This window comes from Paenibacillus sp. CF095 (assembly GCF_900101225.1).
In the GTDB taxonomy this organism is placed as follows: Bacteria; Bacillota; Bacilli; order Paenibacillales; family Paenibacillaceae; genus Paenibacillus.
On the sequence record NZ_FMZN01000001.1, the window covers coordinates 3,833,188 to 3,857,811 of the forward strand.

At 45.2% G+C, this 24,624-nt stretch carries 15 protein-coding genes; 4 read left to right on the top strand and 11 right to left on the bottom strand.

Translation table 11 applies throughout. The features are described from left to right. Positions 1-233 precede the first annotated feature (233 nt). Both BLS69_RS17035 and BLS69_RS17040 read left to right on the top strand, forming a co-directional pair. Positions 234-1,520 carry a hypothetical protein gene (locus BLS69_RS17035; RefSeq protein ID WP_091033697.1) on the top strand — a complete coding sequence of 429 codons (1,287 nt, stop codon included), beginning with the start codon at positions 234-236 and terminating at the stop codon, positions 1,518-1,520. Between the two features lie 186 nt (positions 1,521-1,706). Then, complete coding sequence (locus tag BLS69_RS17040; RefSeq protein WP_176872747.1) at positions 1,707-3,338, top strand: helix-turn-helix domain-containing protein; 1,632 nt, start codon at positions 1,707-1,709, stop codon at positions 3,336-3,338. A 128-nt stretch (positions 3,339-3,466) separates the two neighbouring features. Here BLS69_RS17040 and BLS69_RS17045 read toward each other — a convergent pair whose 3' ends face one another. Further along, positions 3,467-4,042 (bottom strand): GbsR/MarR family transcriptional regulator, encoded by a 576-nt coding sequence (locus BLS69_RS17045; protein WP_091033703.1) that lies wholly within the window; start codon positions 4,040-4,042, stop codon positions 3,467-3,469. A gap of 501 nt (positions 4,043-4,543) precedes the next feature. Here BLS69_RS17045 and BLS69_RS17050 point away from each other — a divergent pair. Both BLS69_RS17050 and BLS69_RS17055 read left to right on the top strand, forming a co-directional pair. Continuing rightward, positions 4,544-5,773, top strand: a complete 1,230-nt coding sequence (locus BLS69_RS17050; RefSeq protein ID WP_076331983.1) for a quaternary amine ABC transporter ATP-binding protein — start codon at positions 4,544-4,546, stop codon at positions 5,771-5,773. Further along, a complete protein-coding gene (locus BLS69_RS17055; RefSeq protein ID WP_091033707.1) occupies positions 5,739-8,327 on the top strand; it encodes a glycine betaine ABC transporter substrate-binding protein in 2,589 nt (862 codons plus the stop codon). Before BLS69_RS17050 ends, BLS69_RS17055 begins: the two co-directional genes overlap by 35 nt. Positions 8,328-8,582: 255 nt before the next feature. Here the strand turns inward: BLS69_RS17055 and BLS69_RS17060 are convergent, their stop codons facing one another. From BLS69_RS17060 to BLS69_RS17105, 10 genes are all read right to left on the bottom strand, one after another. Further along, a complete protein-coding gene (locus BLS69_RS17060; protein ID WP_091033710.1) occupies positions 8,583-8,795 on the bottom strand; it encodes an immunity 17 family protein in 213 nt (70 codons plus the stop codon). A 294-nt stretch (positions 8,796-9,089) separates the two neighbouring features. Continuing rightward, positions 9,090-14,255: an S-layer homology domain-containing protein gene (locus BLS69_RS17065; protein WP_176872749.1), complete on the bottom strand. Its 5,166-nt coding sequence runs from the start codon at positions 14,253-14,255 to the stop codon at positions 9,090-9,092. Between the two features lie 609 nt (positions 14,256-14,864). Next, positions 14,865-16,019: a copper amine oxidase N-terminal domain-containing protein gene (locus BLS69_RS17070; protein WP_091033717.1), complete on the bottom strand. Its 1,155-nt coding sequence runs from the start codon at positions 16,017-16,019 to the stop codon at positions 14,865-14,867. Between the two features lie 187 nt (positions 16,020-16,206). Beyond that, the gene (locus tag BLS69_RS17075) at positions 16,207-17,565 is read right to left on the bottom strand and encodes an ABC transporter substrate-binding protein (protein WP_091033720.1); all 1,359 of its coding nucleotides are present in this window, start codon (positions 17,563-17,565) and stop codon (positions 16,207-16,209) included. 389 nt (positions 17,566-17,954) lie between these two features. Further along, a complete protein-coding gene (locus BLS69_RS17080; protein ID WP_091033722.1) occupies positions 17,955-18,776 on the bottom strand; it encodes a carbohydrate ABC transporter permease in 822 nt (273 codons plus the stop codon). Next, positions 18,773-19,735, bottom strand: coding sequence for a carbohydrate ABC transporter permease (locus BLS69_RS17085; RefSeq protein WP_091033725.1), 963 nt, complete (start codon positions 19,733-19,735; stop codon positions 18,773-18,775). Before BLS69_RS17085 ends, BLS69_RS17080 begins: the two co-directional genes overlap by 4 nt. Positions 19,736-20,079: 344 nt before the next feature. Further along, complete coding sequence (locus BLS69_RS17090) at positions 20,080-21,897, bottom strand: APC family permease (RefSeq protein ID WP_091033728.1); 1,818 nt, start codon at positions 21,895-21,897, stop codon at positions 20,080-20,082. Positions 21,898-22,158: 261 nt separating this feature from the next. Beyond that, positions 22,159-23,004: a rhamnulose-1-phosphate aldolase gene (rhaD, locus tag BLS69_RS17095; protein ID WP_091033730.1), complete on the bottom strand. Its 846-nt coding sequence runs from the start codon at positions 23,002-23,004 to the stop codon at positions 22,159-22,161. Positions 23,005-23,386: 382 nt separating this feature from the next. Beyond that, on the bottom strand, positions 23,387-23,911 hold the full coding sequence (locus BLS69_RS17100) for a GNAT family N-acetyltransferase (protein ID WP_091033733.1): 525 nt from the start codon (positions 23,909-23,911) through the stop codon (positions 23,387-23,389). 275 nt (positions 23,912-24,186) lie between these two features. Further along, positions 24,187-24,474 carry a hypothetical protein gene (locus tag BLS69_RS17105; protein ID WP_091033737.1) on the bottom strand — a complete coding sequence of 96 codons (288 nt, stop codon included), beginning with the start codon at positions 24,472-24,474 and terminating at the stop codon, positions 24,187-24,189. Positions 24,475-24,624: the final 150 nt, after the last annotated feature.

Genomic DNA, 24,624 nt, shown 5'->3' on the forward strand with positions numbered 1-24,624 from the left:
TCCTCTGCTCTGGTTGAGTGTAATGTTATCACGATCAAGTCAGGCGGAGAAGGCTTTGGGACGGGATTGGCAGCATCATGCGCAATTTGATTTCAGGTTTGAATGACTATGAAATTGAATTTCATCCTCTTCTTTTTTTCATGTTTGAGATCTAACATATCTTCCATAGTTTACCGATATAACATAAGGAATTAACGACATACATATAGAAGAACGAAGGGGACGATGAACAAATGAAAACAGGGTATACATACTTACAGCGCACCATCTGTACATTGCTGTTATTTACACTCATTGCAGCAGTGACATTGGGAGGTGGAACCGCAGCCCAGGCAGCTTCACTCAGCCAATCCACAGTGTATTATGAGTCAGATGGCGTCCTGTACAAAGTATCCGCTGATGGCAGCAATACAACAGAAGTATTAATTGATTTCCAAGGGGTGGACTTGCACGCGGCAGGCTCTTATCTCTACTACACGCAGACTGCTTCTTCCACAACATTGCTTCGGGTTCCAAATGACGGGTCCAGCGATGCGGCAGAGACATTTGCTACAGATGTACTCAGCTATTATACGGATAACGGATTCATCTATTATCTGGATGCTACAGGTACCATTTATCGCGCGAATGGCAATAGTAATGCTTCATCTGTCACCAAAATTGCTGACAAGGCTGATACCGACTTCCCATTCCTCCTGGTAACCAAAGGGCGTGCCTACTATAATGCGTTGGTTAATGGAAACACGTGGATCGTGTCCAAAACGTCCAACGGTTCTGGAGCTGTGCAGCGGATTGCCGCAGGCGCAGTGGAAGGACGTTATTTTACGAACCAAGCCAAAAACGAACTGCAACTGATGGTAAATACAGACCCGTACGAGGATTTCTATTCCACCAATGCTGTTGTCATGTATAAGGTGAATTACAACACTGGTAAAGCGACCGCTGTTAATCCCAAAGCCAAACTGGATGTGAATGCTGTATATTCCGGTGGTTGGGGAAACAATCTTTACGTGTATAACAAAGGAATCGATCTCGACAGCAACAAAGATTACAATTATGGCAAAGGCAAAGCGTTTGCGTTAACAACTTCAGCCAAAACACTTCAACTTCATAACAAAAGCGTTCGGGAAGTAAGTGCTTTAGGTACAGACAAGGTTGTCCTTATTGATGCAGACAAAAAGGCTTATGCCAAAACGGTCTCGGGCAACAAAGTGACCAAATCCGCCAACCTGAATTTGAACAATGTAACGTACGTTGCGAATCAATTGACCAACGGCACACCTACGGCTGCATACATCTCGGGCAACAACGGTCTCTATTCGGTCAATACAGCTCTCAAGGTAACGAAACTTACCGGGGACGAGTGGGATGCATTCCATATCAGAGATGATGTTGCGGGCCTCTTCTACATCAATGCCAAAGATCAATATCGCTTGTATCACGTGCAAACGGGTGGAACAGGGAAAAAAGTAATGAGTGACGTTTTTCTCGACAATATTCTATTGGTGACACCGTACTAACATATCCTGTTGATTCAAACATGTAGCCCATTCAACGGACTTGTCCATAATAAAAAGGATTACCTGGTAGCCATAACGGCTCTTGGTAGTCCTTTTTTGGTTGTCGAAAACTATTTTTCAAAAACATCTTCCATATGAGAATGATAATTGTTATCATTAAGAAAATAAGACAAAAGGATGGTCCGTATGACTGAACATTTTCCCTTCATTGCTGAAATCTCATCTCTACCGCTCCTCTCCTCTATGTGCCGTGTGCGTCGTGGGGAGAATTTCCGTGTGCAAGGCAAGACGGTGTCACGGCCCATGCTCTGTCTTATTTTGCAAGGAGACGGTATTCTGGTCCTGAATGATACAGTCTATACGGCGCAAGCGGGCAGCTTGTTTGTACTGAAGCCAGGAACAACCATTGAGGCCGCTGCACGCTCGAATGTGACCGAATGTATATTGCTAAGCATGGATACGGTTTGTTTGCAGCAAGTGCGCGGTGAATGGAAAATGACCTCTTCACCCGCCTTCCCGCTGGATTGGCAGACAGGCAGGTTGCTGGTTCGTCATGAGCAGCAGGCTGTATCACGTTTGGAACAACTGTATGAAACCTATCGCGGTCTTCAACCGGATCACTTTATCAGCATACATAGCCAGCTGCATGAACTGTTGCAATTTCTCTCAGAGAACCGGCTGGAAGCCAATCATGAGAAAGTAGACCCTGCCTTGGAACGCAGTATTATGTATATGCGACGTTACATGAGTGAAGGAATCAGTATGGATCAGCTTGCCAAGATTGCTGGACTCACACCCAGCTCTTATTCACGCAGTTTCAAGAAGGCCAAAGGCATGTCACCGACCGATTACCTCAATCGTTTACGTATAGACGAAGCCAAAAAACAGCTGACAGAGGAATCCTGTGTCCTCAAAGACGTCGCGGTATCTGTCGGGTATGGCAATGAGTATTATTTTAGCCGCAAATTCAAACAAACCTTGGGGATTGCTCCCAGCGTATATATGAAAAGAGATCAACTTCGCGTAGCTACAGCATCCATTATGGGATTCCATGAGAACTTGGCCTCGCTTGGACTGCACCCGGTAGCTGTGCTGGAAGGTGAAGGTGTGTTTGACCGAGAATCGGATGAATATGAACAAGAACGCCGATTAACCAGACAATTAGATCAACTTCGGCAGGCGAAGCCAGACTTGATCATCGGTGACTTTTACCACAAGCCCTATTACGATCACCTGAAAAGTATTGCACCCACCATCATCTTGGAGTCCACTGATGACTGGAAAGAGAACCATATGCGCATCGCTGAACTGGTCGGACGTGAGAAACAAGCGTTGCTGAATTTCAAAGAACTTGAGTTTCGCAAGCTTGAAGCAAGCCTGAACCTGCAACCCTATTTCGGACAAAAACGGTTTGCTCTGATGGAGATTACGAGTCAGTTCATCCGCTTACAAGGGACTGGCGAGCATCCATTAAATCACTTGTTGTATGCTGAATTGGGACTCCAGCCTGCTCAGCTTGTATCTCCCGAAAGTTCCAGAAATGAGTATGTTGCGGATAGTATTCCCGTGCTGGACACGGATTACCTGTTGATCCATCGTGCTTCGCTTCAGCCTGCCAGTGAAAAGCTGTTCCGACGCATGAAACAAACGGCATCGTGGAATCGATCCCCTGCTGTATTGTATGGTCACGTTCACGATATCTCGAACTGGCAACGGTTATGCTGGGCCCCGGCTGGCCGGTTGCAGATTCTGAACGAACTGGAACAGATTGCTCAGCAATCTGTAGTCTTTCCTCAGGCAGGTCTGATCGGACATTAGACGGTGAACATAGGTCGATACGATGGGCAAGATTATCTTTTACATCGTGTTCCTTCATTATAATTCAGTAAGATACTGCACAGGCCAAAGGGCCCTCTCCTATAACGGAAAGGGCCCTTTGCATGTAATTATGAATGTTCCTTAATCTCTTCCTTCGGAACCAGCTTGTATATCTCTTCATCTTCCATGGTATCAATCAAACGATCCAACCATTTGTAATATGCTTCCGCTTGCAAAACTTTGTGTTTGTCTTCCATCAGGATGTGGATAAGTTCAGCATCCGCCTCTTCATCCAGATCTTCGACTAATCGATTCAGTTCTTCAATTGATTTGCGTAGCACCTGAAGGTTACTCTCCACGGCTTTTCTCCACTTAATCGCAAAATAATCCGTAAACGTCTGATGCCAGTCATATTCCACTTCATATAGGTCTTTTCTGGAGCCCTTGCTCCACACTTTATTTACCATTTTCAAATCCAGCAGTGTTCGTACACCTGTACTCATACTCGTTTTGCTCATTTCCATTTCCCGTCCCATATCGTCAAGGGTCATTGGTTTGTCTGCAAAAAATAGCAATCCATATAAGTGTCCCGTAGACAGCGTAACCCCGTAAAGATCCATATTACGTCCAATGGCTTCAATGACGCGCTTACGAATCTTCAGCACGGTTGCCTGCTGTTCCTCTTGTAAATGGTCCAAGCCCATGCTTGCAACCTCCATTCTGAACATTCCACAGTCTTTGGCGAAATAATTGCAACACTTTAAAAGTCCTGCTTACATGGGAAAGCACTCGGCCGGACATCATATATGCCAGAGGGCTTTCATTCACCCAATGTATGAAAATGGGAACTTTACCAGGCTACAATTGCCTATGACTATCTTTTAACCAAAAAATTCAGCTTCAATTCAGCTCATTTTCTATTGTAGAAAAAGCGATATCAAATGTAAAGGAACCTTATTAGGCAGAATAAGGAGAATGACGGAGCATATGGGAGGAAAACTTTGTACAGTTTTTACTGTACAAACATTATGTACTGTTTATTCGGTTGCTATACAGGGTAAGTATTGTTAGAATACAAAACGTTACCCAGAAAGACGGGAAGCGAAGCAACAACTACCGGATTTCGTGGCTGGGCGCATAAGTGTATGGGCTTATGGATGCTGAAAGCCGTTCGAAGTGCACAACACATCAGAAGGGGTGAAAACATGACCATACTTGAAGTGAAAAACGTAAGTAAATTGTTTGGCCCCCAAACCGAGCAAGGTCTGCAATTACTGGAGCAAGGTTGGGGTAAAGAAAAGTTGGCCAAAGAAAAACAGATAACGGTTGGTGTCAACCGGGTCAACATGGACATTAAAGAAGGCGAGATTTTCGTTATTATGGGACTGTCCGGGAGTGGTAAATCCACACTGGTTCGGATGTTCAACCGTTTGATTGAACCAACATCCGGAGAAATTCTGGTCCATGGTAAGGATCTACGCAAGATGAACAAAGAACAATTGCGCGAAGTGCGCCGGAAAACGATCAGCATGGTCTTCCAGAAGTTTGCGTTGTTCCCGCACCGTACCGTTCTTGATAATGTGGAGTATGGATTGGAAATACAAAAAGTAGATAAGGAAGTACGCCGGGAGAAGGCAAAAACTTCACTGGAGCTGGTTGGCCTTAAAGGCTGGGAAGACAAAATGCCAGATGAACTCAGTGGTGGGATGCAGCAACGTGTCGGCTTGGCGCGTGCACTTGCCAATGACCCGGAAGTACTACTGATGGATGAAGCCTTCAGTGCACTTGATCCATTGATTCGCCGTGATATGCAAGATGAGTTGATCGAGCTTCAGGATAAGATGAAAAAGACCATTATTTTCATTACCCATGACTTGGACGAAGCGCTGCGCATCGGCGATCGTATTGCCCTCATGAAAGACGGCGCAGTTGTGCAGATCGGTACACCGGAAGAAATCATGATTCAACCGGCCAACTCATATGTGGCCCGCTTCGTCGAAGACGTGGATCTGTCCAAGGTCCTTACAGCATCTCACGTAATGCGTCGCCCTGAAACAATTACGCTTGATCGTGGTCCTCGTGTTGCCCTCGAATTAATGCGCGAACGTGGTATTTCCAACCTGTTTGTCATTGACCGATCGAAAAAACTGCTTGGTGTTATTACAGCTGAAGATGCAACCCGTGCCATGCGCGAAAACAAAGTATTGAACGATATTCTGATCACGGACGGGCCGACGGTTTCGCCTGAGACCCTGATTCATGAATTGTTTGAAATCGTAAGTTCTGCCCATGTGCCGCTCGCTGTTGTTGGTGAGAATGGCCGTCTGCAAGGTGTTATCGTCCGCGGTGCCCTGCTGGGTGCGCTTAGCGGTGAAGTTGCAGTAAAGGAGGAACTTGTGAATGATTCCCAAAATACCACTCGCATCGTGGATTGAATCCATCGTTGACTGGATGAGCTCCTCGCTCTCCGGATTGTTTAAAGTTATCTCTGTTGTTATTCAGGAAGTGGTCGGATTCTTCTCCGGGCTGTTCATGCTGCCCCATCCACTCCTGTTCATTGCGATATTGGGTGTTCTTGCGTTCCTCGTAGGTCGACTCCCACTGACACTGTTCACGGTTATCGGGTTCTTGCTCGTAGATAACTTGGGATACTGGTCCCAATCCATGGACACACTCGGTCTGGTTATCACTTCAGGATTGGTTTCGATCCTGCTTGGTGTGCCTGTCGGAATCTGGCTCGCATACAGTAAAACTGCGGCGCGTATTGTCACACCGTTGCTTGACTTCATGCAGACAATGCCTGCATTTGTCTACTTGCTGCCTGCGGTTACATTCTTTAGCCTCGGTGTCGTTCCAGGTGTTATCGCATCGGTTATATTTGCGATTCCACCAACGATTCGACTGACTCACCTGGGTATCAAACAGGTATCTGGCGAATTGGTTGAAGCAGCCGATGCATTCGGCTCAACTTCCATGCAAAAGTTGTTCAAAGTACAACTTCCACTCGCTTTGCCTACTGTGATGTCCGGTATTAACCAGACCATCATGCTGTCGCTGTCCATGGTTGTTATTGCATCCATGATCGGTGCGCAGGGTATTGGTGCGGAAGTATATCGTGCAGTAACACAGTTGCAAATCGGTAAAGGTTTCGAAGCCGGTCTCGCTGTTGTTGTACTCGCGATTGTACTGGACCGTTTTACACAAAATCTGTTTATGCCAGGTCGCAAAAAGACCTCCCGCATTACAACGAAGCAAAAAGCTTGGATCACTGCTGCGGCAACATTCCTTGTGCTTGTAGCTGGTTTCTCACAATACTTCGTTGGTGGCACAACTTCTGCTGGTGGCAACAACTCAGGAGCCAATGCTGTGGGTGAAGAAGTGAACTATCAGATTATTGGTATCGATCCAGGGGCTGGTATCATGAAGTCCGCTGCAAAAGCGATCGAAGACTATAAACTGACTGACTGGACTCTGATTGAAGGCTCTGGTGCAGCCATGACGGCCACGCTGGACAAAGCGATCAAAAATGAAGAACCAATCATTATTACAGGTTGGACTCCGCACTGGATGTTCAACAAATATGATCTGAAATATCTGGAAGACCCTGAGAAATCTTTCGGTGATGCTGAAGAAATTCATACCATCGCCCGTAAAGGTCTGAAAGAAGATCACCCTGTTGCGTTTGAATTCCTGTCCCGTTTCCAATGGACATCGGATGAAATGGGTGAAATGATGACTGCTATCCAGGATGGGACATCCGCAGAAGAAGCAGCTAAAGCTTATGCTGAGAAACATGCCGATCAGATTGCTGAGTGGACCAAAGGTCTGACCCCAGTGAACGGTGATGCGTTCAAACTGAGCTATGTGGCTTGGGATTCGGAAATCGCAAGTACGAACTTGCTGAAATATGTGATGGAAAACGAATTGGGTTATAAAGTTAACGCTCTGCAAGTCGAAGCCGGACCAATGTGGACGGGTGTTGCCTCAGGCGACGTAGATGCCTCTCCAGCAGCTTGGCTGCCATTGACACACGCAGACTACTGGGAACGTTACAAAGACCAGGTGGACGATCTGGGTGCCAACATGACAGGTGTACGTACAGGCCTCGTGGTTCCTAGTTACATGACTGAAGTCAATTCGATTGCAGATCTGGAGACAGGTGCCGCTTCTTCCACTCCATCGGCAAGTGCTAATGTGGGCGAAGAGGTTAATCACCAGATTGTTGGTATTGATCCAGGTGCAGGTCTGATGAAAGCTACGGCAAACGCCATTAAACATTATGATTTGTCTAACTGGAATCTGATTGAAGGTTCCGGAGCAGCAATGACTGCATCATTGGACAAAGCTTATAAAAATGAAGAACCAATCATCGTTACGGGTTGGACGCCGCACTGGATGTTCAATCAGTATGATCTGAAGTATTTGGACGATCCCGACTTAATTTTCGGCGATGCAGAGGAAGTTCACACGGTTGGACGTAAGGGAATCAAGGAAGATCATCCCGTTGCCTACGAGTTCTTCTCTCGCTTTAATTGGACTGCGGATCAGATGAGTGAAATCATGGTAGACATTCAAAAGGGCGTTTCGCCTGAAGAAGCTGCCAAGACTTATGCAGAAAAGCATCCGGACCAAATTGAAGAGTGGACCAAGGGGTTAACCCCTGTTAAAGGTGACAATTTACGTCTCGGTTATGTTGCATGGGACTCTGAAATTGCGAGTACCAACCTGATGAAGTATGTGCTGGAGACGGATCTCGGTTATACCGTCAAAGCACTACAAGTCGAAGCTGGACCCATGTGGGCAGGTTTGGCAGCAGGTGATATTGATGCTTCCCCAGCCGTATGGCTCCCGCTTACACATGGTGATTATTGGGAGACTTATGGAGACCAGATTGAAGACATAGCTGTCAGTATGACTGGAGTCAAACAAGGTCTGGTTGTTCCAACGTACATGGATATCAACTCTGTTGAAGACTTAAAAGATAATTAAACCAGATTGAGATGGATAAACCTGAATTTGGTAAAAAGACCACCGAAATTTTTCGGTGGTCTTTTTGTTTTGGCTATGATTTTTTTCAGGCATGCTATTTGATTTGATATTCTATCTTGGTCATACTGCATACTGCTACTTTAAGTATTCACACGCTTTTTCCATTTGACTCTTCTCACATATCCTCTTACTTTGCCTTCGCTCATGAACATCGTATGTAGATGATACTTGGTGAGTTCGTTTATTTCCCAATAACTATCCGATCAGTAACAGTAGTACACCAATGACAATCATAACTACACCGAGAATACCATATACCACTCTTGCGCCCTGCCGTCCAATAGTCTTCACAAAAATCCCTGCTCTGAAGCTCTTCATAAACCAGTCCCAATTGTTGATACCACCGAGCAAACTAAAAATTCCTGCCGCTATGGCAATTAGTGCGATTAAAACGGGGTGATCTTGCATTTCGTCAACACTCCTTCAATATAATCCTGTCTACTATACCTTCACTTGGTGAAAATTAACAGGCATTAATTGGGCGTATCTCAAAACTCGCTGAAGTGCATCTTTCACCGCCTTTTCGCCCCCTGCTGCGTCACTTTCCCTTGACGTGCCCCGGCACGCCTGCAGAAAACTTCCTTGCTTGGAACGAAAATTCGGCAAAATCTACTTCCTTCGGAGTTTCAGACACGCCCTAGTAAAAAAACAGCTTGCAGATGTAAGTCTGCAAGCTGTTCTACACCGTCTGTATCATGCGTTTTATTGCTTTTGCAACTCGCTTGCCGACAATAACAAGGTCACTACTTCAGCACGTGTGGCTTCAGCGAGGGGGTTAAACATATTTTTCCCTGTTCCCTTTACCAGTCCTGCATCATATGCAGCAGCGATATATGGAACAGCCCACGCCGGTACTTTATCTGCGTCCGCAAAACTCAGTGACGAATTGGACTGTACCGGAAGGCCGAGTGCTCTGACGAGCATAACCGTCATCTCTACCCGTGATACTTTCCCCGTTGAACGGAACGTATCATCCGTATACCCACTAATGATGCCTTGATCGACTGCCTGAGCAACAAAGGATTGTGCCCATGCAGGTATCCCAGCCGCATCCCTAAACGTCAATGCCTTATTGCTGGCTGGAAGTTCAAATGCTCTTCCCAACATAACAATGAATTCAGCACGTGTGGCTGGTGCATTCGGACGGAAATTGCCATCCTGATATCCGTTCACAATTCCCCGGGAAATGGCCTGCTCAATGGCAGCAGCCGCCCAGTGATTTCCGATATCTTTCAGGTCCACAACAGGAGGGGTTGGATTCGTACCTCCTCCATTACCAGGAACGGTTGGCGTAGTTGGGTTCGTAGGATTGGTTGGTGTCGTCGGTGTTGTTGGAGTTACAGGCTGAGTAGGTGTTGTAGACCCTCCACCACTGTTACCACTGCCCGGATTACTTCCATTATTGCCGCCACCATTACCAGGATTGCTTCCATTACCATCCCCGGGAAGTGGCGTGCCTTTCAGATCCGTACTGCGTCCTTCCGTCTTTTGATCGACTGTACCTACACGGTCCAGATGTTCATGGAAGATTTCATAATCGACCAGATTTAATTCGTAGAATCGATTATCATCTTTCGCCATTCTCATAGCACGATAGAAGTCTCCACCGTTAGCCATGAATGAATTGGTAGCGACGATATAATACCCGTTCGGATCGATATCCGAGTACGTACCATCTGCATTCTTAATCTGAACTTTGACCATACGTTGACCAACTTGGGTTACGGTGTTGGTCGTTGCATCAATTTTCTCGCCTGGTTTCGTGGAATCGTAATAGAAACGCATGCCTGCCACTTGCGGGAAGCGCCCTTCTCCCGTTTCCACACCACTAACGCCATTTTCCAGCGCGGCTGTGATTTCCTTGCCTGTCATTTTCAAAGCAGACAGATTATTACCGAATGGCATCACAGACAGGAGATTGCCCAGCGTAATATCCCCTGTCTGGAATGAAGCTCGAATGCCACCGCCGTTCTGGATCGCCACGTATCCTTTGACGTCATTTTCCTGCACAATGGATTTCACTTTCTCCAGCATACCGTCTGTCATCAGGTTTCCTAAATTGGTTTCCTGTTTCCGCACAGTGCCACGTTCTCCATCCAGGAAGACATTCGTTTTACCAATAACTTTTTTCTTGAATTGTTCCAGCTGAGGCGCATATTCTTTCAGCTTGTTTGCGGCTTCCATATCATCAGCATAGACGAATTGGCCGTTTGCATCTTTGGCATCCAGACTCAACAATTTGCCGTTCCACTTTTTCAATACGCCTGCTTCATCAAACGTAACATCCAGTTGACCAAGAGAAACGTCATATTCCCCAGTCTGCACAACCAAAGTTGGGTCCGCATGGGTATCCACCAAAACTGGTGCGTTCAGAATGGTGTGTGAATGACCACCTACCACAATGTCGATTCCTTCTACGGCTTCAGCCAATTTGAGATCCTCTGAGTAGCCCAGGTGAGTCAAAGCAATGATTTTATTGATGCCTTCATTTTGCAGCATCTCTACAGTTGCCTGTGCACTTGCTTTATAATCCACAAACTTCAAGTCATCCCCTGGTGAGGAAAGAGATACCGTGTCCGGTGTCGTCAGTCCGAAAATACCGACTCGCTCACCATTCACCTCCGTAATAATCGCCGGATAGATTTCGGCTTTCTCACCCGGATTCCCGATGTGATTGTTGTACAAACCACTCAAGCTCGCATCCTTTGAATAATCAATATTGGCACTCACAAACGGGAACTCTGCTTTTTCAATAAATGCTTTCAGTACGCTTGGACCTTTATCAAACTCATGATTACCAAAGGTCATGGCATCATATCCGATCATGTTCATGAATTCCAGATCAGCCAGACCGTTAAACAGATTGAAGTACAATGTACCCGAGAACACGTCCCCAGCATCCAGCACCAGGGTATTATCATTGCGTGCTTCCTTAATTGCCGTTACTCGGCGAGGGATGTTATCCAGATGCGCATGCGTATCATTCGTATGCAGCACGCGAAGGTTGAAGTCCCCTTCTTGCACTGGATCTCCAATACTCAATTGTGCGAGTAGTGGATCATGATCGCTCACTCGTCCATCCGCTGTCTCAAAATCGGCATTTACATGTACGACTTCGATGGCTGCTGTCTTAGTCAGGTTTTTGCTCACCAGAATGTGATCCAGTGTCTGAGAGTTTCCATCATAGATGTAGGAATAGCGTTGGTTCTCTGGTAGTTCGTTTACCAGATTGTCCAGTTCATTACCTTCGACAATGTTCAATGTTTCTGAGAATTGGAAGTCATTAAAATCACCGAGAACGGCGACATTTACGTCAGGGTCTTTGTTCAGTAACTCTTTCACAAATCCATTCACCAATGCAGCTTGTTTCGCCCGTTGAACTTCACTGCTCCGAGTGGCAGGCTGTATATTTCCAAAAGGTTTCAGGTCTCCACCTTTGGAATTGAAGTGGTTGGCAATCACCACTACACGTTCACCATTGAATTCGAATTCAGCGGCAAGTGGTTTGCGGGAGCTGGCGAACGCCTCATCCCCCGGTGCAATACGACCCGGATTATTGGATAAGCTACCGTCTGCTTTGACTGTGATCGCTGTCGTAGCATTTCCTTTTCCGATACCAGTAGCCAACGATACACGGTTCGGTTGATAAAGGAATCCTACACGAATATTGGCACCAGGTGCCCCTCCATCCTTGTTATTTTCCGGAGAAATCTCACTATATCGATATGTTGGTCCGTTGTTCGTTTTGATTGCATCAATTAGAGTCTGAAAACTCTCATTGGCCGCTGTTGTGCCCGTGTCGGCATCACCATCGTTATCTTGAACTTCCATAATACCAATGATGTCTGGCGTGTTCAGATTATCCACGATGATTTTGCCGATTTTAGTTGCTCGTGATGCATCCTTTTTGCTGAAATTCTCCACATTAAACGTAGCAATGGTCAGTTTATCTGCTGCTTTCTCAATGGAAGTAACCGCTTGTTTCGTTTCTCCCGGGATGACTGCTGGTAAATTCCCTTCAGGACTCACCTTGAAATTACCGGAAGAATATGTCATTACTCCGATCACATTGCCATCCAATTTGTCACCTGTTTTTACTGCTTTGGAAGGTTTCTTGCCAATAAACAGACGCTGCGGATTGAGATCACTCTCATTCATATCTTTCTTGTTATCAGTCAGAATAACACCACCATTAGGTGTGCGAAGTGGATTATTCTCACCATTATCCACAACAACGGCCAGACCTGGCTGACTGGAGTAAGGACCTATAATTTCAGGCTTTTCCAGTTCAACACGCATGCCTTCCAGACTTTCATAGAAGTCTATAGCATCCGTCTCCGGATTAAATTCTGCAAAAGAGTCCGAGTCAATGACTGAGGGAATAATACGCCCATTGACACCCAACTTCACAGGAACAGGTAGATCAACTTTATCTAACACTTTTACAATGGTATTTGCCGTAATTTGCGTGGTGGTTAATTCGTTAACCGCCCCATACTCCGTAACTTTGCCGGATACCTTCACCTGGTTGCCAACGATAACCCCATGACTGGGTTTATATACTTGAATGGCTTCGGAGGTTCGAACATCATCGTCAATCTCACCTGGAAGCTCTTGCATGTAAAAACTGCTTGTACTGACGGAAGTAACAATACCTTCGATATCCTTAACATCGTATCCGTTAAAAACAGAGGTATGTCCTGCGCCCTGAATATCATGGATACGCAAGTTTTCTTTATCAGGAAGTACTTGATACGTAAAGGTGTACACTGCACTGGATTGTCCATTAAGAATTGCAACAGCCTTGATTACGATGTCTTGATCAATCTCTAATGGGCCACTATACACGGTGGAAGAAGAAGTAGGGTCTGTATTATCCGTTGTGAAGTGTACAATCGCACCCTTGGCTGGAGAGGTTAATGTGACTTCATTGTTTCGGGGAATCCCGCCGGATGGAACACTTGCCATCACAGACATGCTATTTTCTACAACATCCGCTGCTGTTCGCGGAATCAGTTCTAAACCATAGTTTGTATGGAACGTGAGAACACCCTGCACATATTCGTAGGTTTTGCCGACAGTTAGCGCGGTAGGAGAGTTTTTGGCATAAATCGTCATCTCAGCACCATGACTATCCGTAGCGTAGAACGTCGAACTACTGCCCCGTGTTACCTGAATATCTCTTACTTCGACAAACATTCCCTCATACTTTTCGCCCGGACCTTTGTTACTTTGGTCTGCTGGTCTGACAAAGTCTGTGGACACCATATTTTTGGGTCCGGGGAGTGTTACATTTTGCTCAGTGACCTTCATGTATCCTTCGGTAAAACCTGACTTATCCTTCTCGATCTGGACGAGTCCACTGTAGTGGGTAATTGGGCCATACACTTCAATGCGATCCCCCACGTCAACTTGATTCTTCGCTCGGACTACAATGCCAGCTTCTTCGTCTTGAATATAATAATTCGTGAATTCTCCGGAGAGTTCACTGTACGTTACGACACCTGAAACGGCTACATTTGTATTTGGTGCAAGGACTCGCGCATCAGCAATGGATATGATTCCAGTCCCGTCTGCTTCCTGCACTTCTGAATTATCGGTCTCAGCTGGTTCCTCACTTTCAGTTCCATCAAGAACACCATCTTCGTTGCTCGGCGACTCTGTTCCCTCTAGATCTGACGATTCTTCCGTTGAAACAGCATCCGGTGTGGAGGTCTCCTTATCACTTGTTTGCGGCTGTTCCGTTACTACACTTTCCTCATCAGCATATGCGATACTACTTAATCCACCTATTGGTGCCGCACCTGTAACGACAAGAACGAAAACCAGAAACCCTTGTGCCCAACGTTTCACTTGCTTGTTGTTCATTCGTCCTACCCCCATGTTTTCAACTTGGCAATCATTTGTTCAGCCAGTTTGTACATTAGTTCAAATATAAGATAACTGAATAACAGGTTGGTGTAAACAATATTTCTTCGATATGAAAGAAAATAGAACACTTATATCACATTTTCTAAACTAATCTCTATAATAATGAATAAATAGTACTAAATTTTAAATAAAAACACGTTATTAAGCCTATTGAAGTTATATAAACGTTAGATAAACGGTTAATTAACGTCAATTAACTTAACATTTATAATGAATATAAATACGAATTCGACATTTAGTGACAGTCCTCATTTCTTTAAACCCACTAAAACCTGAGTCTTGAGACATGCATTTTCACATGATAAAACGATATGCACGGATCACTTTAGTTCACCACATTAACTGAGTATAAAAGAGAACTATTAAGCGCAAAATCAGTATGAGTTAATAGAATGTTAATTATTACCTGATAATAAACAAAACATATAACCACAACAAAAAAACCACAAGAACATCTCCAATTACTCTCAGAGACTTTCTTGTGGGATAATATAAAATATGAAAAATGATAATAATTTCACTTTTTCGAAATGTTACAGACGGTCTTCAATACACTTCTGTGTCTGGTGTCAATGTAATATTACTTCCATAGGGTTCAATTAATCCTTGTTGCTCCAAGTACTGGTCAACGTATCGATCTGCATTCAGTGAAGTTGACCCGATCCAGTCTGAATATGTTTTTCCAAACATTTTATATAGTATGTCACTAGTATATTCATTACTTAATTCCCCAAAAACAGTATATAACTGTTTTACCGTATTCGTGTGTTTTTTCCCCTCTAAATCGGTCCATGTTACTTTTTTATTCAGATCTACCTTCCTTATATCCTTAGTATATATTTGTACAGTTGACCCATTGACTTTGAAGTACACACGGATGCTTTTTTCGTAAGGATGACCCTTGAGAACGCTCCACCCTTTCATATCTCCAGTAGCTGGCACAGCATAAAGTTTCCCTTTTGTTTGAGTTGTTCCTGTTACACTGTTTTGTTTTTGAGGTTGTTCAATATTAATAGTCATTTTACCTTTACCAATGGATACTTGCATCTGCTTAGCTTTAGAGTTATAAGTCACAGTTCCATCCAGAGCATCTGAGAGAACAGAAGCAGGAAACAAAGTTACGCCATTTTGAACAAGCAGCGGGGACTTGAGAGTTAATGGCTCTCCATTTAACGTTGCTTTTGTTCCCGTTTTCGGGAGAGTTAGTTGGGTAGAACCAACTTTAATCTCGAAGGCGTCCTGTTGAGCAATGTAACTAACACTCCCTCCCAGTGCCTTGAATACCTCTTTCATCGGAACAAGAGTCACACCATTTTTTATGTATCCTCCATCAATTGCTTCATCCAAGCTACCTGAAATAGTAACTGATCTTTCAACATTTTCGACTTTAACAGTAATTGTTGAAGAACCTACACCTATTACCTTTACCATCCCAGTGCTCAGCACTTGAAGTATATGAGGTTCACTGATCGTATAATCTGTTTTTGTAAGACCTGTATTTCTTCTGTAGTATGGATCGTTATCGCTATGTATTGAATTTTCGTCATCATACACAACAACTATATTAAGATTAATCTTACCACCGACCGAAACTGAAGTATTAGGGATGAGTTCAATATCTTTAACTTTAAGTTCCTCCGCATAAACACTTGAAACAAACAACAACATAAATGCCATCATTAGAACCGTTACTCTTTTCATTCACTTGTACTCCTTCTTATTTTTAATATTGTCCATTGCTTTTCATGAATCCATGTATTGGGATACCCCTTTCAGCTTCCTATTCTATTTTCGGATGCATTAACAAAAAATGTTAGTCTTTTTCTTTAGTAAAACAAAAAAATTGAATGCAGCTTAATCACTGCATTCAACATGGATATAAATTAGATTATTTCTTCACCGTGCTGTTATACTGCGCAATCTTGTCTGTAATTTGTTTGGCTGCTGCATCCAATGCTTCCTGTGGTGTACCTTGTCCATTCAGGACCGTTTCAATCGCTCCTTCGACAAGTTGTCTGGCTTCTGGGAATACACCCATCAATGCCCCGGATGTTGCTGTCGAATCCGCGGAAGCGTGCAATTGATCGACTGCTGTCTGGAATTGCGGGTACTTCGCCATATTATCCTTTAATACTTGCTCATTGTAGGCTGCTGTCGTAATAGGGAAGTATCCTGTCGCAACACTCCAATTCGCTTGTACCTCTGGTGTAGCCAAATACTTGATGAATTCCCATGCCGCTTGTTGTTGTGCTTCCGATTTGTTATTCATAATGTACAAACTCGCTCCACCCACCACAACGCCGCCTTCTTTGGCATCCGCTGGACGAGGCAGGAAGCCTGTTCCCAGTTCAAACTTGCCACCTGAACCTTCTACGATTTTACGCAGGCCAGCCGTGGAATCAAGGGTCATACCGATTTGCTGAGCTGTAAATGCTGCTGTTGTATCGTCTGTGCTACGTCCCAGATTGGAGAGGGTTTTCTCGTCAATCATCTTTTTCCACCACGTTAATGTCTTCACTCCAGCTTCGGAGTTCAGCAGAGACTCTGTAGCTGCCTCAGTTCTTCCGTTTCCATTGTTTACATAATCTGCATTCTGGTTTGCAAAGAACTGTTCCATAAACCAGCCATAGATCGCCATGGATGCACCTGGCTTACCGTCTTTTGCCAGTGCTTTTGCCGCTTGCTCAAACTCTTCATACGTCTTCGGCGGGTTCTCCGGGTCCAGACCTGCTGCTTTGAACATATCCTTGTTGTAGTACAGGATCGGGTTCGATGTGTTAAACGGCATCGCGTTCAACTTGCCATCGATGGTGTAATATCGGATGATGTTTGGCTCCAGTTGGGAAAGGTCGAACTGGTCCTTGTCGATGAACTGTTGTACTGGCGTAATCATGCCCGAATCGATCATGAACTTGCTGCCGATCTCATAGACCTGGATAATGTCTGGACCGCTGTCTGAGCCCATGGAAGCTTTGAGTTTGTTCAAGCTCTCATCGTACTTCCCTTGATAGATGGGTTTCACCTGAATGTCGGGATGGCTAGCATTAAAGTCAGAAGCGAGTTGATTAATGGCTTTCTCCCCAGCGCCAGACATGGAGTGCCACCACGTCAATTGTGTTGTTTCGGCTGCGGCCGCTTCTGCTTGTGCTCCACTTGCCGGGCTGCTTGTTTCCGTTTTTGTTCCGCAAGCGGAAATGACCAACATGAGTGCAGCCAGCATTAATGCAAATGTTCCTCTTTTTTTCAAACGAAATCGCTCTCCTTTTATATGGCTCGCGTACAATAAAATCTTGGGGATGACGCGGTGTGGCCGTTACGGTTACGAATCGTTCTTTTGATCGCTGTTACCCCCGGATTTCTTTCATCCCCTTTCAAAGGGGGAAATCCGGGGATAAAGGCGAACGCTTCGCTTCTTCAGAATCGATTTCGTCCCCTCCACTACTACCGTCGTTCATTTCAACATTTTATTTGAAGCACGAGCCTCATTTTATTCGCTCCTGGTATCCAAACCTTAGACCTTGTACGAAGATACAAGGTTTAATTTAAAACCTCTATTCAAAACCTCTAAATCAAAATCTTTAGATCAAAACCTTCAGAGCTTCCACTTCAATTAAATAGTTTTAAAACTTTCTCACCTTACCCCTTCAGCGCGCCTGCGGCCATTCCGCGGACAAGCTGTTTCAACCCGAAGACCAATAGCAGCAAGGACGGTAGAATCACCATTGCTGTCCCGGCAAATACCAGATTCCACGCGGTGGATTCCTGGAACTCCAGCATCGAGATCCCGATCTGTGCGGTTCTCATTTCCGGTGTATTGGTCACCAGCAGCGGCCAGAGATATGAATTGTACATGCTTAAGAATGAATAGATTGCCAGTGTACCCAGTGCCGGACGGGACAAAGGCAAGACGTGCGATATGAAATAACGAATATGACCACAACCGTCGATCCTCGCCGCCTCGAACAGTTCCTTGGGTAACTGCATGAAGAACTGTCTTAGCAGGAATGTTCCAAACGCCGTTGCCAGAAAAGGCACCATAAGCCCCTGGTAACTATCCAGCCAACCCCAGCTGCGAACCGTCAGGTAGTTGGGGATCATGGTTACTTCCCAAGGAATCATCATCGTTGCGACAAACATGCTGAAGATGACGTTTTTGCCTTTGAACTGCATTTTCGCAAAAGCATAGGCTGCCATACTCGCTGTAATTAATTGACCAAGCGTTGTCAGTCCTGCGACAAGAAAGGTATTGCCGATAAATCGGCCGATCGGAACAATATCAAATACTTCGCTAAAGTTGGACAGATCGATGGAATTTGGAATGATATGCGGCGGATAAGCGCTCGCATCTTCCGGCGTCATGACGGCCATGAAAAAGGTGTACATCACCGGATACAGCACAAGTGCTGCACAGATCGTCAGTAATCCATACAACAGCGTTTTGGTCCATGTCGCCCTCATTGGTAATGCACTTTCCTTTCTACCCATTTGAACTGGATCAGGGTCAGCAGCATAATCACCACAAACAGGATCAGTGCCTGCGCACTACCTGTACCAAAGCGGAAATTAACAAAGGCTTCCTGATAGATGGAATAGACAAAAACATTTGTACTGTCCATCGGGCCACCCCGGGTTAAAATGTTGATCTGACCAAACGATTGAAAAGCACCAATGATCGATACGACCGTAACAAAGAATAACGTGGGTGACAGTAGCGGCATCGAAATTTTGCGAAACGTCAGCAATGGTCCTGCACCGTCAATCTTGGCGCTCTCGTAGATCTCATCCGGGATGCCTGCCAAACCACTGGATAGAATAATGTAGTTGAATCCGAGGTTCATCCAGATCGTCATGATGGAGATCGAGATCAATGCCCAATCCGGGCTGGTGAGCCAGGGAATTGGATCGATGCCTACTTTGCCAAGCAGATAATTCAGCATGCCCAGGGTGGGATGGAATAGAAACTTCCAGATGACCGCTGACGAACCAACGGATAACACCACGGGCAGAGAGAACACAAATTGGAACACACGCATTCCCTTGAATCGGTTGTGAGTCAGTGCAGCCAGAATCAGAGCAGCCAGCATGCCCGTAGGCACTGTAAACAGGACAAATAGTAATGTCACTTTCATCCCTTGCATAAACAGTCCTGATTGGAACACGGCCTTGAAGTTATCCAGTCCTACATAAGCCGCAATCTGTCCCGTCGGATCTGTGGAATGCAGACTGAGGTACACGGACTTAAACATCGGGTAAAACAGAAACACTGCAAACAAAAGCAGCGATGGTGCCAGGAAACCATAGGCCAGCATATTCTCCCGCATTCGCTGCACACGCAGCGAGGCTGTCCGGCGCTCACTCGTACCGGATACGCGCCGTTTGGCGGCGGGCAAGCTGATCCGGTTATCAAGCTCACTCATCGGATTTTCTTCCCCCTTGTTTCACGCATTCAGTGTGTGTGGAATGTTATATCAACTTCAGCACCACGTTATCTAGTGTAAGAGTCGAATGTCACAGCAAAATTCATTCTGAATCAACGTAACGTTAATCATGGACAAGGGACTTTACGCAAATGTGCATCCATTCGAAAGCGGTATCCAGACCGGATCTCATGACAAAAAAACCGCAAGAACTCCCCTTTTTGGAGATATCCCTGCGGTTTGATGTGTAAATGGAATATGAACGTTTGTCTGTTAAAGAACTTGACTCATTTTACAATAATCTGTAAATCTCCCACACGAGGTAAAGCGATTAACCGTTCGAGTTAACGATTAAGATGATATGGCACCGTGGTGACAATCACGTCTTTGTAATTGATCAGATAGGCCCGGATCATGAAGCTGGTCTGGTTGTGCAGTACATTTTGCCACCAGTGCTTGGTGATGAATTGTGGAATCAATACGGTGATGTGATCGGTCTCGGCCGTTTTCCACTCTACGGTATCAATGAATTTCTTTAGCGGCCCCATAATGCTACGGTATCTCGATTTGATCACGACCAGACGAACACCTGGATTCCACTCCTCCCACTTCTGCTCCATCTTGCGTATGGCCTCATCATCGAATCCAATGTACAGCGCGACCACATGATCCGACATCGTCTGGGCGTAACTGATCGTATTCATGACGACCCGGGTAATGCCCGCAACAGGAATGACTATCGTATTGCCTTTTTTGGCTGGCTTATCGACCTGAATATCAATCCGCAGCTCATCGGCAATGTTGCAATAGTGACGGTGAATACGCATGAACACATAAACAACGAGCGGCAAAAAGATAAAGATGACCCATGTCTGTGTGAACTTGGTGAAAATAAAGATCAGGGTAATGGATAACGTAGTCAGCATACCGACGGTATTGACCAGCAACTTCATCTGCCAGCCAGACGGTTTGACTTTGATCCAGCGAATCATCATACCGAGCTGTGACAGGGTAAATGGAATGAACACCCCTACCGCATAGAGCGGAATCAGGCTCTCCGTATTTCCTTTGAACCCGACCACCAGCAGCGCAGACATCACACTAAGAAAAATGATCCCGTTCGAGAAACCAAGGCGGTCTCCTCTGACCATAAATGCATGCGGCATGTATTTGTCTTTCGCCATCATGAAGGATAGCAGCGGAAAAGCCGAATATGCTGTGTTGGCTGCCAGGAACAGGATCAGTGCCGTTACACCCTGGATGATAAAATACATCGTGCCCCTGCCAAACGTCGCTTCAGCAATCTGGGAAATGACCGTTGCTTTGGGATCAGGCTTCACTCCATAACCGAAAGCCAGCAACGTGATGCCAATGAACATGGCTCCTAATATACAACCCATAAGCAGTAATGTACCCGCGGCATTTTTCTCGGCAGGCTGCTTGAAGTTTGGGATCGCGTTACTTACCGCTTCCACACCAGTCAAGGCCGAACATCCGGAGCTGAATGCTTTCAATAACAGAAACATACTTACATGGGATAGACTTGTTCCGAATTCAGGTGCAGCTGCTTCCATTCCCCCGGCAAGAAATTTGATTCCGCCCGAGATAATCAGAACCGCAATCGAAAAGATAAACAGATAGATGGGGATCGCCAGCACAGACGCTGACTCCGTCACTCCCCGCAAATTCATAATGGTTAGAAAAACAATCATAATCAGAGCAATCACAACACTGTAGTCATGCAGCATTGGAAAAGCCGACGTAATCGCATCCGTCCCTGCGGACGAACTTACCGCAACGGTCAGAATATAATCGACCAGCAGAGATCCTCCGGCAATCAGACTGGATGTTGTACCCAGGTTATCCTTGGCTACGATATAAGCGCCGCCCCCTGTTGGATAAGCAAATATCGTCTGGCGATAGGAAAAAATTAAAATGACGAGTAATCCCAGTACGGCGATGGAAATCGGAACAGAATACCACAGGGCGGCGAATCCGGCCGCAACGAGCACCAGCAAAATCTGTTCCGTACCGTAGGCAACGGACGATAGGGCATCCGAGGACAGGATGGCGAGTGCCTTCCATTTCCCCAATTTTTCTCCATCCAGTTCAGCCGATTTCATGGGCTTGCCTATTAAGATTCTCTTCATTTTGCCAAGCATGATCATAACTTCCTTCCGTCTCTCATCTGTGAAGCATAGTTATTATGCAAAATCGCAGAGCCATTGACAATACGTCATTTCACCCGAAATTCGCCAGCGCGTGATAATGCATTCTACGATTCAATAATCGATAACAAAGCCATTCTTGTTCAGCAATTTGAACTTTTTTGAACCAAAATGACGATTGTTCGTCAAAAAAAAGGAAATAGCCTTTGGTTCAATGAACCAAAAGCCACTTCCTTGATCTATGCGTTGACTATTTTAACTGCCCAGAATGCCGGGACGAGGGGTAACACCAAACGCTTGCGCAAGCGTGGTTAGCTGCTCATCCGTAATTCTCTGCCGGATCTCGTGACCAGCAACCAGCATATATACTTGGGCTGCCTTCTCAATGGTCTCAATCAGACCAAATGCCTCGTCAATCGTGGTTCCTGTTCCAAAGATGCCATGTTGCGGCCAGATGACCGCGTGGTATTCTTTCATTTTCTCAGCCGTTTCGCGGCCAATCTCATTCGATCCAGGAATCATCCATGGAATAATACCAATCCCATCCGGGAATACAACCACACACTCCGTGCACATCTGCCAGAGGGTCTTGGTGAATTTTGCTTCATCCAATTCGTGGATAAACGTCATAGCCAATACATGAGTGGCATGGTTGTGCATGACAACCCGGTGGTTGGGGTCTAATTTCAGACGTTCGATATGGCTCATGAAATGTGTAGGCAACTCACTTGTTGGGTTGGCCCCCGACTTCAATCCCCAGAGCACTTCCAACTCCTGTCCATCTTGCGATACACGCAGCACCCCCAGATTGCTCTCGGGATCAGCGAGTACATTTTTGAAATATTTACCCGATGCGGTCACGATAAAATACTTGCCTGCCAGCTCCTGCACCGAAAATGCCGGTTTGATCTTGCGAATCACATGATGGATATCGATATATTGGGCAACTTCCTCTTCCTCCAGCAGATAGCTGACATTACCGCCATTACGCTCATCCCAGCCATTTTTCCACATATGTTGTGTAATCTCAGCCATCTCACGGACAAATGGAATATGGAAACCTGCAGCCTGCGTTGTTTCATTGGTAAGGGTCACGTTCATGATCAATCTCTCCTTATATTGAAAATCAAATGGCTTGCTACGTACATAGTAAGTTCCTTATTTCACATTCATTATATCTTTGTTTATCTTTGATAGTCAATAAAAAACACAGAAATATACTTTTACTTATTTTTGTTTAGTTTTGTTTATTTGAAAATCAAACAAAAAAATACCCCACCGGCGCCCGGCGGGGTCAGTCACACATCTATTTAACACGAGAAGGGGTTTACAAGAGTTATCTTACCTCTGCTACCTTAATACAAGCTGAAAGCGAAATAAAAAAAGCATGAAAACCAGGTTGATATACAGTAGACCACATTTCTCATATAAATGAATTCACTTCATTAGGATAGCCTATGGCCTGTCCCTATTCGAAGCATATTTACGGTTTTTTCAGCACATATGATGGGTGCATCTTTCCTGTCGGTTCATAACGTTCATCACCTGTATACTCAAATCCCAGCTTCAACAAGATGTGACGTGACACTTCATTATCCGGATGATGCCCGGCAAACAGTGCCTTCACATTCATTTTGTCAAAGGCATAACCAATTACCGCCCGCGCCGCTTCCTGCGCATACCCTTTGCCCCAGTGATCCCGGGTTAGATGAAATCCCAATTCATAGATCTCCTCTTCTGGAGAATACGGACGCAGGCCACAGCAACCGACAAACACCTCCGACTCTTTCTCAAAAAGGGGCCAATATTGCACACCCGCTTCCTTCTGCCTTTGAATCTCCTGTGTCAATCGCGCTTCTACTTCATCCTCGCTCAGGAACCCCTTGCTGCTAATCCATTTGGCAACCTCATGATCGCCCCACAATGCAAACGCCAGCGCACGATCTCCTTCGTTCCAAGTCGCACATTCCAACCGTTCAGTTTCAAATAAGATTGTTCTGTTCATCATCGACTAACCTCCTGTATGCCAACACAAGTCTGCGTGCCGCTTTACCTTAAATTAATCGAATGACCGCCAAAGTAAACAAACCTGTATAAAGGCGCTGTTAAATTTTAAGGGTAATACGTATTTATTATTTACCAAGAAAAATTTTAAAAGCATTGAATACAGATGTAATCGTAAACCAGCCACTTAATTAATTTAAATCTATGTATATCCATAAAAAAAGAAGACCCCCGTCGACAAGATGTCCGACAGAGGTATTCCATTTCAGTCCACACCAATTACAAATCTGCTACGGCAAATTGAATTGTTCCGGAAGCTGCGCCTCCAAGGTTAGCTAACAAGGCAAAAACCAGAACTCCACCTGCAGAAATGGTAAGACTGCTGTTTACAGGAATAACGTAAGTGACTACAGGTTCATTAACACGTGTTATTACGAGAGATACTGGAAATGGTCCAAAGTTGTTCACTGTAGCGCTGGCATTGGTGCCTCCAGCCAAGTTTTCGTAGTAAGACTTGCCTACACCGGCTGGAAGATTGTAAAACTGTTGCGGTAAAAGGATGGCCATCGAAATCACCTCCTTTTGCTGTGATACGGTATTCTATGCTTGAAATCTATTAAAGCAACGGTGAATTACCAGCGTCATAATGTCCAATTTTGATAGACTTCATAGATTGATAGACGACTGTACGCAAAAAAAGCCCCACCGGACCATCCG